This window comes from Pseudomonas lijiangensis (genome assembly GCF_018968705.1).
GTDB classification, from domain to species: domain Bacteria; phylum Pseudomonadota; class Gammaproteobacteria; order Pseudomonadales; family Pseudomonadaceae; genus Aquipseudomonas; species Aquipseudomonas lijiangensis.
The window spans coordinates 3601731-3619722 of sequence record NZ_CP076668.1; the positions used below are offsets into that span (position 1 = coordinate 3601731).

3 protein-coding genes are annotated in these 17992 nt (G+C 61.5%); all 3 read right to left on the bottom strand.

Annotation, left to right across the window (positions count from 1 at the left end):
• Position 1 precedes the first annotated feature (1 nt).
• The 3 genes from KQP88_RS14820 to KQP88_RS14830 are packed head-to-tail and all read right to left on the bottom strand — an operon-like array spanning position 2 to position 17696.
• Positions 2–6457 (bottom strand): non-ribosomal peptide synthetase, encoded by a 6456-nt coding sequence (locus tag KQP88_RS14820; RefSeq protein WP_216703465.1) that lies wholly within the window; start codon positions 6455–6457, stop codon positions 2–4.
• Positions 6458–6471: 14 nt separating this feature from the next.
• Positions 6472–14286 (bottom strand): non-ribosomal peptide synthetase, encoded by a 7815-nt coding sequence (locus KQP88_RS14825; RefSeq protein WP_216703466.1) that lies wholly within the window; start codon positions 14284–14286, stop codon positions 6472–6474.
• The gene (locus tag KQP88_RS14830) at positions 14283–17696 is read right to left on the bottom strand and encodes a non-ribosomal peptide synthetase (RefSeq protein ID WP_216703467.1); all 3414 of its coding nucleotides are present in this window, start codon (positions 17694–17696) and stop codon (positions 14283–14285) included. Before KQP88_RS14830 ends, KQP88_RS14825 begins: the two co-directional genes overlap by 4 nt.
• Positions 17697–17992: the final 296 nt, after the last annotated feature.

The following is a 17992-nucleotide window of genomic DNA, read 5'->3' on the forward strand; positions in this document are numbered from 1 at the left end:
GTCAGATACCCGCCATTTCATTCATCATTTTTTCGATATCGGACAAGCCGTCCTCGGTCAGCGACAAACCGCTGCTCTGCAATGCCTGGATAAAGTTGTTCAATTGCGGTTTCTCGAAAACAAGGCGCAGGGGCACATCGATCCCCAGGCCTGAATGGATTCTGGAAATAAGCTGGGCCGCCAACAGCGAGTGTCCGCCCAGCTCGAAGAAGTCGTCGGTCAGGCCGACACGCTCGACCTTCAGTACCTGCGCCCAGATATCGGCGATCTGTTGTTCCTGCCCGGCGGACGGCGCGACATAACGGCGCTGCAACTGGCTGGCATCGGGCTTGGGCAACGCCTTGCGATCCAGCTTGCCGTTGGGGGTCAGCGGCATCTGCTGCAAGCGGACGAAGTGGCTCGGCACCATGTAATCCGGCAAGCCGGCCCGCAGATGCGCCTTGAGCTGATCACGCTGGGCATCGAAGTCCTGCGCCCCATCGACTGCGACCAGATACGCCACCAGTTGCTTGCCTGCCGGGCCGTCGATATCGATGACCGTGGCTTCATGAACGCTTGGGTGCTCCTGCAGGCGGGCTTCGATTTCACCCAGCTCGATACGGAAACCGCGGATCTTCACCTGATGGTCCAGACGCCCGACATACTCGATCACCCCGTCGGCGTGATAGCGCGTCAGGTCCCCGGTGCGATACAGCCGCGAACCCGGCGGCCCGAACGGATCGGGAATGAAGCGCTCGGCAGTCAGCGCCGCCCGCTGGTGATACCCCCGCGCCAGACCGTCACCGCCGATCAGCAGCTCACCTCGGGTGCCGATGGGCAGAACGTTGATATCGTCGCTGACGATGTGCAGTCGGGTATTGGCCAGCGGCCGACCCAGCCAGATATCGTCACTGCGGGTCAGGTAATGGCGCGCCGACCAGACGGTGGTTTCCGTCGGCCCGTAGACGTTCCAGACATGCCCGGCCTGATCGATCAGGCGCTGAGCCAGTTCGACGCTCAAGGCCTCGCCACCGCACAGCACCGTCTTGCCTTGCAAGGCACCGGCAGGCGCGCTGTCCAGCAGCATGCGCCAGGTGGAAGGCGTGGCCTGGATCACGCTGACAGCCTGCTGTTCGATCACCGCCAGCAAGGCGTGCGGGTCCTTGTTTTCATCGGGACGCAACAGCACCACCGAAGCGCCGCGTATCAGCGGCAGGTACAACTCCAGCCCGGCGATATCGAATGACAACGAGGTCAGGGACAGGACCTTGTCCGTGGCCTTCAACCCCGGCTGCCCGGCCATGCTGTGCAGGAAATTGACCAGCGCCTGATGGCCGATGATCACGCCTTTGGGCTGCCCCGTGGAGCCCGAGGTGTAGATCACATAGGCCAGGTTTTGCGCGTGTGCCGGGTTGACCGGGTTTTCCTCGCTATAGCCTTGCAGCCAGTCGCCGGCCTGATCCAGGCACAGGCTCTGGACACTGGCCGGAATCGGCAGACGTTCACGCAGTGCGGTCTGGGTCAGCAACAATTGCAGGCCGCTGTCCTCGATCATGTAGGCCAGACGGTCCTGAGGGAAGTCAGGGTCCAGCGGCACATAGGCACCGCCCGCCTTGAGAATCGCCAGCAGACCGATCACCTGTTCCAGACTGCGCTGCACCGCAACACCCACCAGCACATCCGGGCCGACACCCAGTTCGCGAAGTTTGTGGGCCAGTTGGTTGGCGCGGCTGTTGAGCTGGCGATAGGTCAGCTGTTCGCTGCTCAGGGTCAATGCAAGGGCATCAGGCGTGGCCTGAACCTGGGCTTCGATCAGCGCAGGCAGGCATTGCTCGTTCGGATAAACCGCCGCGCTGTCATTCCAGCCTTGCAGAATCTGCTGACGCTCGGCTTCGCTCTGCATCGGCAGCTCGCTGACCCGCTGGCGGGCATCGATGCAGATGGCTTTGAGCAATGTCAGCCAGTGCTCGGCCATGCGCTCGATGGTCGCGCCATCGAACAGGGCCGTGGCGTAGGTCAGGCCAGCGCTCAGGCCGTCTGCATGCTCCGTAGTCCCAAGGCTCAGGTCGAACTGGGCCGCATGGCTGTCCGACTCAAGGCCCTGGATACTCAGCCCGGACAACTCGCGAACCTCGGCACCGGCCTGAGTCTGGTGATTGAACATCACCTGGAACAGCGGGCTATGACTCAGGCTGCGCTGCGGCTGCAAGGCTTCCACCAGTTGCTCGAAAGGCAGCTCCTGATGAGCCTGGGCCTGCAAGGCGGTCTGTCTGACCTGCTGCAACAGCTCGCTGAAGGTGGTGTGCAGATCGAACTCGGCTCGCAGCACCTGGGTGTTGACGAAGAAGCCGATCAAACCTTCGGTTTCGGCACGGGTGCGGTTGGCAATCGGCACGCCGACGCGAATATCGTTCTGCCCCGAATGGCGATGCAGCAGGCTCTGGAAAGAGGCCAGCAGCAACATGAACAGCGTCACGCCTTCCTGACGAGCCACGTCTTTGAGGCTGTCCACCAGATCAGATTCCAGCTCAAGACCCAACCGGGCACCGGCATGGCTCTGCACAGCAGGCCGTGGCCGGTCCGCAGGCAACTCCAGAATCGGCTGCTGGTCGCCCAGCTGTTCTTTCCAGTAAGCCAGTTGCCGAGCCTGTTCGCCGGCTTCCATCCAGGTGCGCTGCCAGAGAGCGTAATCGGCGTACTGAATCGCCAGTTCACCCAGATCGACTTCACGTCCCTGGCTGTAGCCTTCGTACAGGCGCACCAGTTCGTCGACCATGATCGGCATCGACCAGCCATCGGAAACGATATGGTGCTGGGTCAACACCAGCACATGCCGGTTTTCGCCCAGGTTCAGCAGCCTGACCCGCAACAGCGGACCCTGCTCCAGATCGAAGGGACGCTGCACTTCCTGCTGTACACAGACTTCCAGTGTCTGGCCGACGGGCACCTGCTCGACCGGCAGCGTGAAAACCGACGCCGGATGAACGACCTGCTCCGCCTGCTCACCGCTCTGGCGGAAGGTCGTGCGCAGGGTTTCATGACGGGCAATCAGGGCGGTGAAGCTCTGCTCCAGCGCATCAATATCCAGCGGACCGTTCAGGCGCAGGGCGACCGGCATGTTGTACGCGGTGCTCTCTGGCTCAAGCTGCCAGAGAAACCACTGACGCTGCTGGGCATAGGACAGGCCCAGCGGCTGAGTGCGGTCGGCCTTGATGAAGCCGGGAGCCTGACTGACCTGCCCTTGCCCTGCCGCCTGGGCAAAACCGGCCAGATTCTGGGCTTCAAACAGGTTGCGCAACGACAGTTCGAGGTTCAGTTGCTGACGAATCCGGGAAATCACCTGGGTCGCCAGCAGCGAGTGGCCGCCCAGCTCGAAGAAATTGTCGTTCAAACCCACCCGCTCGACTTTCAGCACGTCCGCCCAGATGGCAGCCAGTTGTTGCTCCAGCTCGCTTTGCGGCGCCACATAGCTGTTCTGCAACTGGCTGGCATCCGGCTTGGGCAAGGCCTTGCGGTCCAGCTTGCCGTTGCCGGTCAATGGCATGGCGTCCAGCACCACGAAATGGGTCGGCACCATGTAATCCGGCAGATGGGCCTTGAGTTCGGCTTTCAGTTGTTCGCGCAGGACCTGATGATCGATGCCTGAATCCTGCGGCACCAGATACGCCACCAGTTGCCCGTCCAGCGCCAGCACGATGACTTCCCGGACGCTGGCCTGAGCCTGCAAGCGCGCCTCGATTTCACCCAGCTCGATACGGAAACCGCGAATCTTCACCTGATGGTCGATACGCCCGGCGTATTCGATCACGCCTTCTGTCCTATAACGGGCCAAGTCGCCGGTGCGATACAGGCGACCGCCGTCTTGGGAGAACGGGTCCGGCACAAAGCGTTCGGCGGTAAGTGCTGCACGGTTGTGATAACCCCGTGCCAGACCGGCATGGCCGATATGCAGTTCGCCGCTGCAACCCAGGGCAACCGGGTTGAAATCTGCATCCAGCACGTACCAGGACAGATCGGGAATCGCCTCGCCAATGGGGCTGGCAGCATTCAGGGTGTCGGCTTTGGTGATGGGGCGATAGGTGACATGCACCGTGGTTTCGGTGATGCCGTACATATTGATCAGTTGCGGGCTCTGGTCGCCAAAGCGCTCGAACCATGGGCTCAGGCTGGTGACGTCCAGTGCCTCGCCGCCGAAGATTACCGAACGTAAAGCCAGAGCCTTTGAGCTGTCGCAAGCAACACGCATCAGTTGCTTGAACGCCGACGGTGTCTGGTTCAATACCGTGACCTGTTCCTGCACCAGCAAGGTATGGAAATCTTCCGGTGAGCGGCTCACATCCCGAGGCACGATAACCAGACGACCGCCGTGCAGCAGTGCGCCGAAAATCTCCCACACCGAGAAATCGAAAGCGTAGGAATGGAACAGGGTCCAGACATCGCGCTCATCAAACTTGAACCAGTCATCGGTGGCCGCAAACAGGCGCATCAGGTTGTGATGGGGCAGCAACGTGCCCTTCGGCTTGCCGGTGGAACCCGAGGTGTAGATCACGTAAGCCAGGTTATCCGGCGCGCTCAGGTTGACCGGATTGCTCTCGGCATAACCTTCCAGCGCATCGCTCAGCGACAGGGTTTTCACTTGCGGTGGCAGCGGCAGGCTGGCCAGTAAGTGGTCCTGGGTCAGCAGCAAGGTAATGCCGCTGTCGTCCATCAGGTAATTCAGACGTTCCTGCGGGGAATCCGGGTCCAGCGGCACATAGGCGCCACCGGCCTTGAGGATCGCCAACAGGCCGACGATCATTTCCAGGCTGCGCTCCACCGCCAGTCCGACACGCACCTCAGGCCCAACGCCCTGCTCCCGCAGCTTGTGGGCCAAGCGGTTGGCGCGACGGTTCAGGGCTTCATAAGTCAGGTGCTGATTACCCAGGCTCAGGGCAATGGCCTGAGGGACGCGAGCAGCCTGAGCTTCGATCATCTGATGAGCGCACTGTGTGCTTGGGAAAACCGCCACCTCGCGATTCCAGTCCTGCAACGTCTGCTGGCGCTCGGCAGCGCTCAGCAATGGCAGGTCCGCGATGCGCTGCTGGATATCGGCTGTCATGGCGTGCAACACATTGCGCCAGTGATCGGCCATGCGCTCGATGGTTGCGGCATCGAACAGGTCGGTGGCGTAGATCAGCGAAGCGCCCAGGCCGTCTTCCCGCTCACAGGTATCCAGAGTCAGGTCGAACTGCGCGGTGTGCTTGTCCGACACCTGGTATTCCAGACGCAGGCCGGGCAACTGTCGGGCCTCGTTCCGGCCCTGGGTCTGGTGGTTATAGGCAACCTGAAACAACGGGCTGCGACTCAGATCGCGCTCCGGCTGCAAGGCTTCCACCAGTTGCTCGAAAGGCAGGTCCTGATGAGCCTGAGCCTGCAAGGCGGTCTGCTTGACCTGTTGCAACAGTTGGGCAACCGTCGTCTGCGAATCGAACCCGGCCTTGAGCACCTGAGTGTTGACGAAGAAGCCGATCAGGCCCTCGGTTTCGGCGCGGTTGCGGTTGGCAATCGGCACGCCGACACGCACATCGTTTTGGCCGGTATAGCGATGCAACAGGGTCTGGAACGAAGCCAGCAACAACATGAACAGGGTCACGCCCTGTTGCCGCGCCACGTCCTTCAAGCGGCACAGCAGTGCGCCATCCAGTTCGACATTGATGCGCGCCCCGCCGTTACCACGCACGGCCGGACGTGAACGATCGGTGGGCAGTTCAAGCACCGGCTGCTGGTCGCCCAACTGGTTTTTCCAGTAAGTCAGCTGGCGCTCCTGCTCACCCATTTCCAGCCAGTTGCGCTGCCACAAGGCGTAATCGGCATACTGGATCGGCAGCGCTGCCAGTTGCGGCTCGCGTCCCTGGCTGCAGGCTTCGTAAAGGCGCAGCAACTCATCGACCATGATCGGCATCGACCAGCCATCGGAGACGATATGGTGCTGGGTCAGAACCAGCACATGTTCGTCATCCCCAAGGCTCAGGAGCCTGACCCGCAACAGCGGACCGTTCTGCAGATCGAAGGGCCGTTGCACTTCCTGTTCGACGTAAGTCTCGACCGTTTCACCGGCCTGCAGACGATCCACATTCAGAGCGAAAGGGCCAGCCGGATGCACCACTTGCAGGGCGTCGTCGCCTTGCTGCTCGAAGGTCGTGCGCAGGGTTTCGTGACGGGCGATCAGGTGTTCGAAACTGCGGCGCAGCGCTTCGACATTCAGGCTGCCGTGCAGGCGCAGAGCCAGGGGGATGTTGTAGGTGGCGCTTTGAGGGTCAAGCTGCCAGATGATCCATTGCCGCTGCTGGGCAAAAGAGAGTGCAGAAGGTTCCTGCGACTCTCTCTTGAAGATTGGCGTGACGGCGTAGAGATTCACCCCCTGTCGCTTCAGCAGTACCGCCAGCGCCTTGCGTTCACGGGCGGACAGCGATTTAACGGACTCAAGCAACTCTTGCACGGGGGTATCTCCTGCTAAGCGATCAAATTATCAATTTCCTCCGCTGATAAACGTTTGAGTGCCTCCAGTGATTTAGTCAATTCGTCCTGTGCATGGTCACTTTTGCCATTTTTTTGCTCGATCACGGCAACCAGACCCGCCACGCAAGGTTGTTCGAACAACTCTTTCAACGAAACCTCGTGCTGCAATTGCTCGCGCACACGCACCAGCATCTGCACCGCCACCAGCGAGTGACCGCCCAGTTCGAAGAAGTTGTCGTTCAAACCCACCCGCTCGACTTTCAGCACGTCCGCCCAGATGGCTGCCAGTTGTTGCTCCAGCTCGCTTTGCGGCGCCACATAGCTGTTCTGCAACTGGCTGGTATCTGGCTTGGGCAAGGCCTTGCGGTCCAGCTTGCCGTTGCCGGTCAATGGCATGGCGTCCAGCACCACGAAATGGGTCGGCACCATGTAATCCGGCAGATGGGCCTTGAGTTCGGCTTTCAGTTGTTCGCGCAGGACCTGATGATCGATTCCTGAATCCTGAGGCACCAGATACGCCGCCAGTTGCCCGTCCAGCGCCAGCACGATGACTTCCCGGACGCTGGCCTGGGCCTGCAAGCGCGCCTCGATTTCACCCAGCTCGATACGGAAACCGCGGATCTTCACCTGATGGTCGATACGTCCGGCGTATTCGATCACGCCTTCAGAACGGTAACGGGCCAGATCGCCCGTGCGATACAGGCGACCGCCATCCTGAGAGAACGGGTCCGGCACAAAGCGCTCGGCGGTAAGCGCTGCACGGTTGTGATATCCCCGCGCCAGACCGGCATTACCGATATGCAATTCGCCGCTGCAACCCAGGGCCACCGGGTTGAAATCGGCATCCAGCACGTACCAGGACAGATCGGGAATCGCCTCGCCAATGGGGCTGGCGGCACTCAGGGTGTCGGCCTGGGTAATCGGGCGATAGGTGACATGCACGGTGGTTTCGGTGATGCCGTACATATTGATCAATTGCGGGCTCTGGTCGCCAAAGCGCTCGAACCATGGGCTCAGGCTGGTAACGTCCAGTGCCTCGCCGCCAAAGATTACCGAACGTAGCGCCAGCGCTTTTGAGCTGTCGCAAGCCACCCGCATCAGTTGCTTGAACGCCGACGGTGTCTGGTTCAATACCGTGACCTGTTCCTGCACCAATAAGGCATGGAAATCTTCCGGCGAGCGGCTGACATCACGAGGCACGATGACCAAGCGTCCGCCGTGCAGCAGCGCACCGAAAATCTCCCACACCGAGAAATCGAAAGCGTAGGAATGGAACAGGGTCCAGACATCGCGCTCATCGAACGTGAACCAGTCATCGGTGGCCGCAAACAGGCGCATCAGGTTGTGATGGGGCAGCAGCGTGCCCTTCGGCTTGCCGGTGGAACCCGAGGTGTAGATCACGTAGGCCAGGTTATCCGGCGAGCTCAGGTTGAGCGGATTGCTCTCGGAATAACCTTCCAGCGCATCGCTCAGCGACAGGGTTTTCACTTGCGGTGGCAGCGGCAGGCTGGCCAGTAAGTGGTCCTGGGTCAGCAGCAAGGTAATGCCGCTATCGTCCATCAGGTAGTTCAGGCGTTCCTGCGGGGAATCCGGGTCCAGCGGCACGTAGGCACCACCGGCCTTGAGGATCGCCAGCAAGCCGACAATCATTTCCAGACTGCGCTCCACCGCCAGTCCGACACGCACTTCCGGCCCAACGCCCTGCTCCCGCAGCTTGTGGGCCAGACGGTTGGCGCGACGGTTCAGGGCTTCGTAAGTCAGGGTTTGATCGCCCATGCTCAGGGCAATGGCCTGAGGTACGCGAGCGGCCTGGGTTTCGATCAGTTGATGGGCGCATTTTGCGCTTGGCCATGCCTGCACGGCTTGCGTCCAGCCAGTCGGCAATGCCAGTTCACCCAAGGAGGCTGACGGCGCAGCGCTCAGGGTTTGCAGCAAGTGGTCGAAATGGCCGGCCAGTTGCGCCACGGTTTCGGCAGCAAAGTGCTTGCGGTCATAGCTGAAACGCACCGACAGCACGTCGCCCGCTTCGACAACCAGAGTCAGCGGGTAATGCGCCTGCTCCTGATTGTGCAGGCCGCTGAAAGCCAGGCCTGCCGGAGCCTGTTGCAAGGCTTCGGATACCGGGTAGTTCTCGAACACCAGAATGTTGTCGAACAGCGCCTCGCCACCGCTGGCCGCCAGACGCTGGATATCGTACAGCGGCGTATGCTCGTACTCGCGCAGGGCAATGTTTTTGGACTGCACCTGTTGCACCCACTCGGCCACCGATTGCTCGGGACGCGGACTGGCGATCACCGGCAAGGTGTTGATGAACAGCCCAAGCTGCTCTTCGACACCCGGCAAGTCTGCCGGACGCCCGGCCACTGTTGCGCCGAAGGTGACGCTGGATTGCCCGGTATAACGCTGCAACAGCAGTAACCAGGCCGATTGCACCAGGGTGTTGAGGGTCACACGCTGCTCGCGGGCAAAATCACTCAAGCGTTGAGTGCCTGCTGCGTCTATCAGGTGGAAGTAATCCCCATAACCCTGCCCGCCTGCACTGGCTTTGAGCGCCTGAACCAGTCGGGTAGGCTCATCCAGCTCTGCCACCTGTTCAGTCCAGAAGCGCTCGCTGGCCTGGGCATCCTGGCGTTGCAGCCATTCGATGTAATCGCGATAACGGCTGCCCTGCTGTGGCAGTGGCTGGCCGCTGTAGCGTTGCAGCACTTCGCCCAGCAGTCGCGAGCTGCTCCAGCCGTCCATAAGGATGTGATGGCTGGTGTAGATCAGGTGATGGCTATTGTCCGCCGTGCGCAGCAGCGCCAGACGCAGCAGTGGCCCCTGGGTCAGGTCGAAACCCTTTTGCCGGTCGGCCTGCGCCCAGTCATCCAGCCACGCCGCCTGCTGATGGCGGGCATCCAGCTCGACAAAGGGCACGACAGCCTGGCGCTGCACCACTTGCAGCGAGTGTTCCAGGTGGCTGACAAAGGCACTGCGCAGCACTTCATGGGCATCCACCGAAGCCTGCCATGCAGCCTTGAAGCGTTCGACATCCAGCCCCGCCACATCGACGCGCAACTGGTTGATGTAATTGCCCGCTTCCTGCTCGAAAAGGCTATGGAACAACATGCCCTGCTGCATCGGCGCCAGGGGATAGATATCGTCGATATTCCCCGCAGCAATCGGCAAACGGCCCAGTTGCGCCTGAGTGAGGGTAGTTAGCGGGAAGTCCGATGGCGTGACGCCCTGCTGGCCATCGAGGCAATGCTCGATCACCGCTGTCAGCGCCTGCTCGTACTGACGCGCCAGCGCCTCGATGGTCGAAGCCTGATAGACCTCGCCACTGAACGCCCAGTCCAGTTGCAACTGGCCGTCGAACACCTGACCGTTGATGCTCAGTCCGTTGCCCAATGGTCCGTCTTGACTCAAGGCATGACCGCAGCTATCCCCGCTCGGCACGAACAGCGCGCCGTCACGCTCGTTGAAGCTGCCGTCGAATTGTCCCAGGTAGTTGAAGGTGACCTGCGCCTGAGGCAAGGCCGCCAGCTCGCGACCAAAACCGGCATCGCCCAGGTAACGCAACACGCCATAGCCGACGCCTTTGTTCGGCACAGCCCGCAGTTGCTCCTTGATGCCGCAGATGCTTGCACCCAGCTCGGCTTGCGGTGTCACCCTGACCGGAAACAGGCTGCTGAACCAGCCGACCGTGCGGCTCAGGTCCATGTCGTCGAACAAGTCTTCACGGCCATGGCCTTCCAGCTGGATCAGCACCGAAGGCTGCCGGCTCCACTGGCACAACACCTGCGCCAGCGCGGTCAGCAACAGGTCGTTGACCTGAGTCCGGTAAGCCGCTGGTGCCACCTTGAGCAGCTTGTGGGTCAGGTCCTTGCTCAGCCAGGACGAAGCATGGGCGACATCGCGGTTGCGTTGCGTGCCGTGCGGATTGTCACAAGGCAACGGCTGGATATCGCCGCTGATGGTTTGCAGCCAGTAATCACGCTCGGCAGCCAGGGTTTCGCTGGCGGCATAACGATGCAGTTGCTCGGCCCAGGTTTTGAGGGAAGTGGTCTTGGCGGGCAATGCCAATGCCTTGCCGGTGTTCAGGGCGACGTAAGCCTGTTGCAGATCTTCCAGCAACACTCGCCACGACACGCCGTCCACCACCAGGTGATGGATCACCAGCAGCAGACGCTGCTCACCTTGCGGCAAGCTCACCAGCACCGCACGCAGCAGCGGACCGTTTTTCAGGTCCAGGCTGCGCTGGGCTTCGTCGGCCAGTTCGGTCAGGCGCGAGATATCGTCCAGCTCATGCACCCACAGCAGGTCGCGGGTGGACAGCGGCCCGAAGGTCGCCTGCCACTGGCCGTCCTGTTGGGCAAAGCCCAGGCGCAGAGCGTCATGCTGTTCGATCAAAGCCTGCAAGGCTGCCAGCAGATGACTGGCTTCCAGCGGGCTATTGGGCTTGAGCATCACTGACTGGTTCCAGTGGTGGCGCTCGGGAATGTTCATCTCGAAGAAGCGCGCCTGAATCGGCAGCAACGGCAAGTTGCCGCTTACCTGCTCAACGACTGCTGCGGGCTTCTTCTGAATCAGTTTGGCCACCGTCGCCAACTGGGCGATGGTCTGTTTCTCGAACAGTTGCTTGGGGCTCAGCTTGAGGCCCTGACGCTTGGCCCGGGCGATGATTTGCAAGCTGAGGATCGAGTCGCCACCCAATTCGAAGAAGTTATCGGTGGTGCCGACTTTCTCCAGCTTGAGCACATCGGCCCACACAGCGGCGAGCTTTTCCTCGATCTCGCCCACGGGTGCTGTGTAACGCTGTTTGACCACGCCCGGCTTGGGCAAGGCGCGCTTGTCCAGCTTGCCATTGGCGGTCAGCGGCAGACGCTCCAGCACCACGAACTGCGCAGGCACCAGGTATTCCGGCAGGCTGGCGGTCAGTTGCTCGCGCAGGGTGTCGACCGAAAGCGTCTTGCCCGCCGCTGCCACGCAATACGCCACGAGTTGCAGACGGGATTCATCCCCCTCGACACCTTGCGCCATCACCGTGGCTTCGGCCACCGACTCGAAGCGCAGCAACACCCGCGCCACTTCGGCAGGCTCCACTCGATAGCCGCGCACTTTTACCTGATCATCACTGCGACCGATGAATTCCAGCAGCCCCTGACGGCTGCGGCGCACTCGGTCACCACTGCGATAGACCCGCTGCCCGTCCCCGGCAAAGGGGTCCGGCACAAAGCGTTCGGCCGTCAGGCCCGGCTGTCCGAGATAGCCCAGCGCCACGCTGTCGCCGCCGATATACAACTCACCCGCGACCTGCTCGTCGCTCGGGTTCAGCACATCGTCCAGCACATAGGCATGAGCCCCCGGCAATGGCGTCCCCACCGGTACGGAACGGGACGGATCGATCACCTGGACTTCATGGGTCAGCACGCCCACCGTGGTTTCACTGGGGCCATAGTGGTTGATAAAGCGACAGCCCGGCTTGAGCTGACGAACCTGCTCGAACAAGGCTGGCGGACACGCCTCGCCACCGACAATCAGCGCATGCTGTGGCAGCACATCGGCGGGATTGGCAGCCTGTAACAGGGCCGTAAGATGACCGGGGACGATTTTCAGCACGCCGACGCGATGCTCGGCCATGTACTCGGCAAAGCCATCCGGATCGAAGCCCAGGGCTTCGGTCAACACATGCAAGGGACGCCCGGAACACAGGGCACCGAACAGCACGGTATGGCCCAGGTCGGCGGCGATGGTCGAAACCAGCGCCATGCTGGCGTCCAGTGCCAGTTCCAGACGCTCAAGCAGACCACGGACATAACTGGCCAGCGCGCCATGGCTGACCAGCACACCCTTGGGCTGGCCGGTGGAACCGGAGGTATGAATCACATAGGCCGGCGACTGCGCCGAAACCACGATGCCAGGATGAGTGGCAGGCTGGTGCTGCCAGAGGCTCGGCACATAGGCCAGGCCCTGACAACCGGCCACTGCCAGCGAAGTCTGGCGCTGATCGCCTTCGGCACACAGCAGCACCCGGGCGCTGGCACCTTCAAGCATCTGTTGCAGACGCGCATCCGGCGCCTTGACGTCCAGCGGCATATAGACGCCGCCCGCCTTGAAGATCGCCAGCACCGCCGTGAGCCAGTCCAGGGAGCGTTCCATCAGCACCGCCACGGGCTGGCCTTCCCTCACACCCAGACTCACCAGATGATGGGCCAGACGATTGGCCGCCTGATCCAGCTCGGCGGTGGTCAGGGTGCGCTCAAGGCAACGGGCGGCCAAGGCATCAGGCTGTTTCTCGACCTGAGCCTGCCACTGTTGCAGCACCTGCGCGGCAGGTTCACGGGCAACTTGCGGAGGCTGAACCGACAACGCGCCGAGGCTGAACAAGGGCGCCTCCGGAGCTGCGAGCAGGGTCTTGAACAGCTCAAGCAGCGCCGGAATGAAGCCCTCGACAGTCGAGCGTTTGTACAGGTCGCTGGCAAAGGTCATGTCGCCATGGATCAGCGTGCCGTCGTCAGTAATGTCCAGCGCCAGATCGAAATGCGCACCGTCCTTGTGGAACTCGTACTCGCTGACCTCCAGACCCGGCAGTCTGAGGGCCACTTTCTGCTTGAGCACCACGTTCTGGTTGAACTTGGCCTGGAAAAGCGGGTTGTGCCCCAGGCTGCGCTCCGGCGCCAGTTGATCCACCAGTTGCTCGAACGGCACATCCTGATGGGCCTGGGCACCAAAGGACGTTTCACGAATCCGGGCCAGCAGATCGAGATAGCTCAGACGCTCGTCCACTTCGCAGCGCAGCACCTGGGTGTTGATGAAAAAGCCGATCAGGCCTTCGGTTTCAGCCCGGCCACGGTTGGCATTGGGCACGCCGATGCGGATATCCCGCTGCCCGGCCTTGCGGGACAGGAACAGGGAAAAACCGGCCAGCACCAGCATGAACAGGCTCATGCCCTGACTGCGGGCAAAGGCATTCAGTTGTCGGGACAGATCGAGGCCGAAGTCGAACTTCAGGCGCTCGCCCTGAAAGCTCTGGGTCGCCGGACGCTGAAAGTCATGGGCGGCATCCAGCAGAGGCTGCTCGTCGCCCAGTTGCTGACGCCAGTAATCGAGTTGCCGCTCGCCCTCGCCGGCTTCCAGCCACTTGCGCTGCCAGATCGCATAATCGGCGTACTGCAAAGGCAACTCCGGCAGCACCGGCTCGCGACACTCGCTGTAAGCCTGATAGCAGTGCACGAATTCCTGAATCATCACATCCATGGACCAGCCATCGGAGACGATGTGATGCATGCTCACCACCAGCACATGTTCATCGTCAGCCAGGCGATACAGGCTGGCACGCAACAGCGGGCCTTTCTGCAGATCGAACGGCTGGCGAGTGCTCTGCTCGACCTGCTGAGCCAGCTCGACCTCGCGAACATCCACCGACAACGCCGACAGATCGACACGTTCCAGCGCCACACTCTGATTGCTGAGGATCACTTGCCGCGGCTGGTCGCCTTCGGTGTGGAAGACCGTGCGCAATACCTCATGACGCTCGATCAGATGATCGAACGAACACAGCAGCGCCGACTCATTCAGCTGACCGCGCAGACGCAGGCCGGTGGTCATCTTGTAGGCATCGCTCAGCGGGTCGAGCTGCCAGAGAAACAGCAGGCGCTGCTGCGCGAAAGACAACGGGATCTCGTCGAAATCATGGCGGCTGACCGGCACCGGCAACAGGCTGAAGTCCTTGCCTTCCTGGCGCAGTCTGGCGAGGAACTGTTGACGCTGTTCCAGGGGCAGCCCGACAAAGCGTTTAGCGATACGTGCAGCAGTAGTCCCGGTCATGCGCCAAATTCCTCCAGTGAATCCATGAACTGGTCCATGTCGCTCCAGTCGTTGTCAGCCGTGTCATCGGTGAGCAGCGCCACTTCGGCGGCCAGATCGCTCAGCACAGGTTTCTCGAACAGGGTGCGCAGCGGCAGGCTGACGCCCAGTTGCGTCTTGATCCGGGCAATCACTTGCGCGGCGAGCAGGGAATGACCGCCCAGTTCGAAGAACTGGTCATCCAGGCCCACCTGCGGCACATGCAGCACTTCCACCCAGATGGCGGCCAGGCAGATCTGCAACTCGGTTTGCGGTGCGCGATACGTGGCTTGCAACTGGCTCGGGTCGGGAACCGGCAAGGCCTTGCGGTCGAGTTTGCCGCTGGGGGTCAGGGGCAGGTTCGGCAAGAGCAGCAGATGGGTGGGCACCATGTAGTCCGGCAGGCTGGCTTGCAGCTGGGACTTGATGCCCTGGCGCAACGCCGCCTGTTCGGCATCGCCGGTGGCCGCGATTTCAGGCACCAGATAAGCCACCAGTTGCGTGCTACCCGCCAGTGGCAGCGCCAGAACCACCGCTTCGCGAATGCCGGTGCACTGTTGCAGGCGCGATTCGATTTCGCCCAGTTCGATCCGGAAGCCGCGGATCTTTACCTGATGATCGACACGACCGATGTACTCCAGTGCACCATCGGCTCCCAACCGCGCCCGGTCGCCGGTGCGATAAAGCCGTTCACCCGCCACGAACGGGTCGGCAATAAAACGCTCGGCGCTCAGCGCTGGCTGGCCGTGATAACCACGGGCCAGACCCGGCCCACCGATATACAACTCACCCACTGCGCCCTGAGGCAGCAGGTTCAACTGGTCATCGAGCACGTACAGACGACGTCCCGCCAGTCCCCGGCCAATGGGCACGCCGCGCCAGGACACGATCTGCGGCGTCAATGCGCTGCAATCATGAATACTCGACACCACCGTGGCCTCGGTCGGCCCGTAGGTGTTGAGCAGTCGCACATGGCCAAGCCCGGCCTGACGCCACAAGCGCAAGCCTTCCACCGCCATGGCTTCGCCGCCCACATGAATCTGACGCAACGCGCCATAGTGCTCGGGTGGCCGGGCAGCGTAATCCTGCACCAGGGTCAGCCAGTACGCGGCTGGCAGGTCCGCCAGGGTAATGCCGTGCTCGACAACCGCCCGATGGAAGGTGCCGCTGTCCCAGAGTCGATCATCGCGCAGCACCACACAGGCACCATGGCACAGCGGCGGATAGAACTGCTCCACAAAGCCATCGAAACTGTTGGTGGCGAACTGCAGGACCCGATCACCTTCGCGCAAGTCGCTGTAGGTCGCGCCCAGGGTGACGAACTCGGCCAGTGCAGCATGACTGATGGCCACGCCCTTGGGGCGACCGGTGGAACCGGAGGTGTAGATCACGTACGCCAGATTGGCCGGATCGACGTTGACATCCAGATCCTGTTCAGCGGCTTCGCCCTGCTCATCCAGCAGGTCCAGACACAGGCACTGGATATCCCCCAGCGACGGCAGATCGGGCAGCAGTTCGCTGCGGGTCAGCAGCAACTTGAGACCGCTGTCCTGCAGCACATGATTCAAGCGCTCGGCGGGAGTCTTCGGGTCCAGCGGCACATAGGCACCACCGGCCTTGAGCACCGCCAGCAAAGCCACGGCCATTTCCAGGGAACGCCCCAAGGCAATGCCCACCAGCACGTCGGGCCCCACGCCTTGCTCACGCAAGCGATGGGCCAGACGATTACTGAGTTGATTCAGTTGTTCGTAGCTCAGGCCTGGAGCCTGACTTTCACCCGCCATGACCAGCGCCTGCGCCTTTGGCGTACGCTTGACCTGCGCCTCGAACAACCGATGCGCGGGCGTGGCAGAACTGGCCCGTGGCGCGGCATCGACATCCATCAATTGCTGACGCTCGTCAGCCGCCAGCATCGACAATTCGCCCACCGACAGTTGCGGATCGGCACAGGCCGAAGCCAGCAGATTGCGCCAGTGCCCGGCCAGACGGGCGATGGTCGCCTCGTCGAAAATATCGGTGGCGTAGGTAAAGGCGGCATTGAGCTGTTCGCCTTCCCCGCTGGTGGCCAGCATCAGATCGCTGGCGGCGGCATGGGCACGTCCGGCGGCAGCCTGTTGCTCAGCGGGCAGATTGGTGACCCGCAGGCCGCTTGCCAGTTGCTTGTCCAACAGATCGGCAACCACCGGCTGATGGTTGAACATGACCTGGAACAGCGGGTTGTGGCTCTGGCTGCGCTCGGGTTGCAAGGCATCGATCACCGCATCGAAGGGCAATTCCTGATGGGACTGCGCGCCCATCGCCGCCTGACGCACGGTCTGCAACAGATCGACGAACCGGGTCTGCGCCGTCACTTCACTGCGCAGTACCTGGGTGTTGATAAAGCAGCCGATCAGGCCTTCGGTTTCACTGCGCGTGCGGTTGGCAATCAGCCCGCCGACGCGGATATCGGTCTGCCCGCTGTAGCGATGCAACAGGCTCTTGAAGGAAGCAAGCAGCACCACGAACAAAGTGACGCCCTGACGCTGGGCCAGGGTTTTCAGGTCCCGCAGCAAAGCGGTGTCCAGGGAGATTTCCAGACGCGCGCCCTGATGAGTCGGCAAGGCCGGATGAGGTCGATCAGTGGGCAGTTCCAGCACCGGATGCTCTTCCCCCAGATGCCCGCGCCAGTAATCCAGTTGACGCTCCTGCTCCCCCGCCTCCAGCCAGCTGCGCTGCCACAACGCATAATCGCGGTACTGCACGGCCAGGGGATTGAGTTGCAAGGTCTTGCCTGCCACCAACGCGTCGTAGCCACGCAACCATTCATCGATCAGCACATTCATCGACCAGCCGTCGGTGATCATGTGGTGCAGGTTCAGCAGCAATACATGTTCCTGCTCAGCGAGGCGCAACAGGCGAATGCTGAACAGCGGCCCCTTTTCCAGATCGAAAGACTGCCCGGCCTGAAGGGCCATTTCCCGATGCGCCGCCGACCAGCGCTGCTCCAGCGGCAAGGCGCTCAGGTCCAGCAACTCGATACTTACCGGTGCAGGCTCAGCCACCCGCTGGAAGGCACGGTCGCCGTCCTGACCAAAGGTCGTGCGCAGGCTTTCATGACGCTCCACCAGAGCACTGAATGCCCGCTCCAGAAGCGCGACATCCAGCGAGCCGTTCAGGCACACCGACATCGGCAGGTTATAGGCCGAACTTTCAGGGTCGAGCTGCCAGAGGAACCACATGCGCTGCTGGGCATAAGACAGGCCATCACGCTCAACAAGCCCAACGCAGGACGGGATCGGGAACAACGAAAAGTCCATGTCCTCCTGGCGCATACCGTCGAGAAACAACCGACGTTTTTCAGGAGGCAGCTCGACAAAACGGCGAGCCAGTTTATGGGCGTGTTCGGGATTCATGCATTGGGTCCTTGCTGAATAGGCCTGACCATGAGGCTTGGTCGTATCAACAAGAACGAACTGGAGACAAAATATTTAACGGAAATTAATGCTTGATAGCTCATGGCCTTGATGCGCAAGAAAATGCGCACCCAAAATCGGTAATAAGCGCTGAAAGCCACGGATCAAAAGGCCTCCAGCCAATACGCAAGGAGTTGCGCAGGTGCGCAGGCCTTTGCGCACTTTTTGCTGAATCCTTCGCCTGGTTTTCAACCGAAAAAACTCCATGTGCCTGTATTTGCTGGAAAAATTTCCGC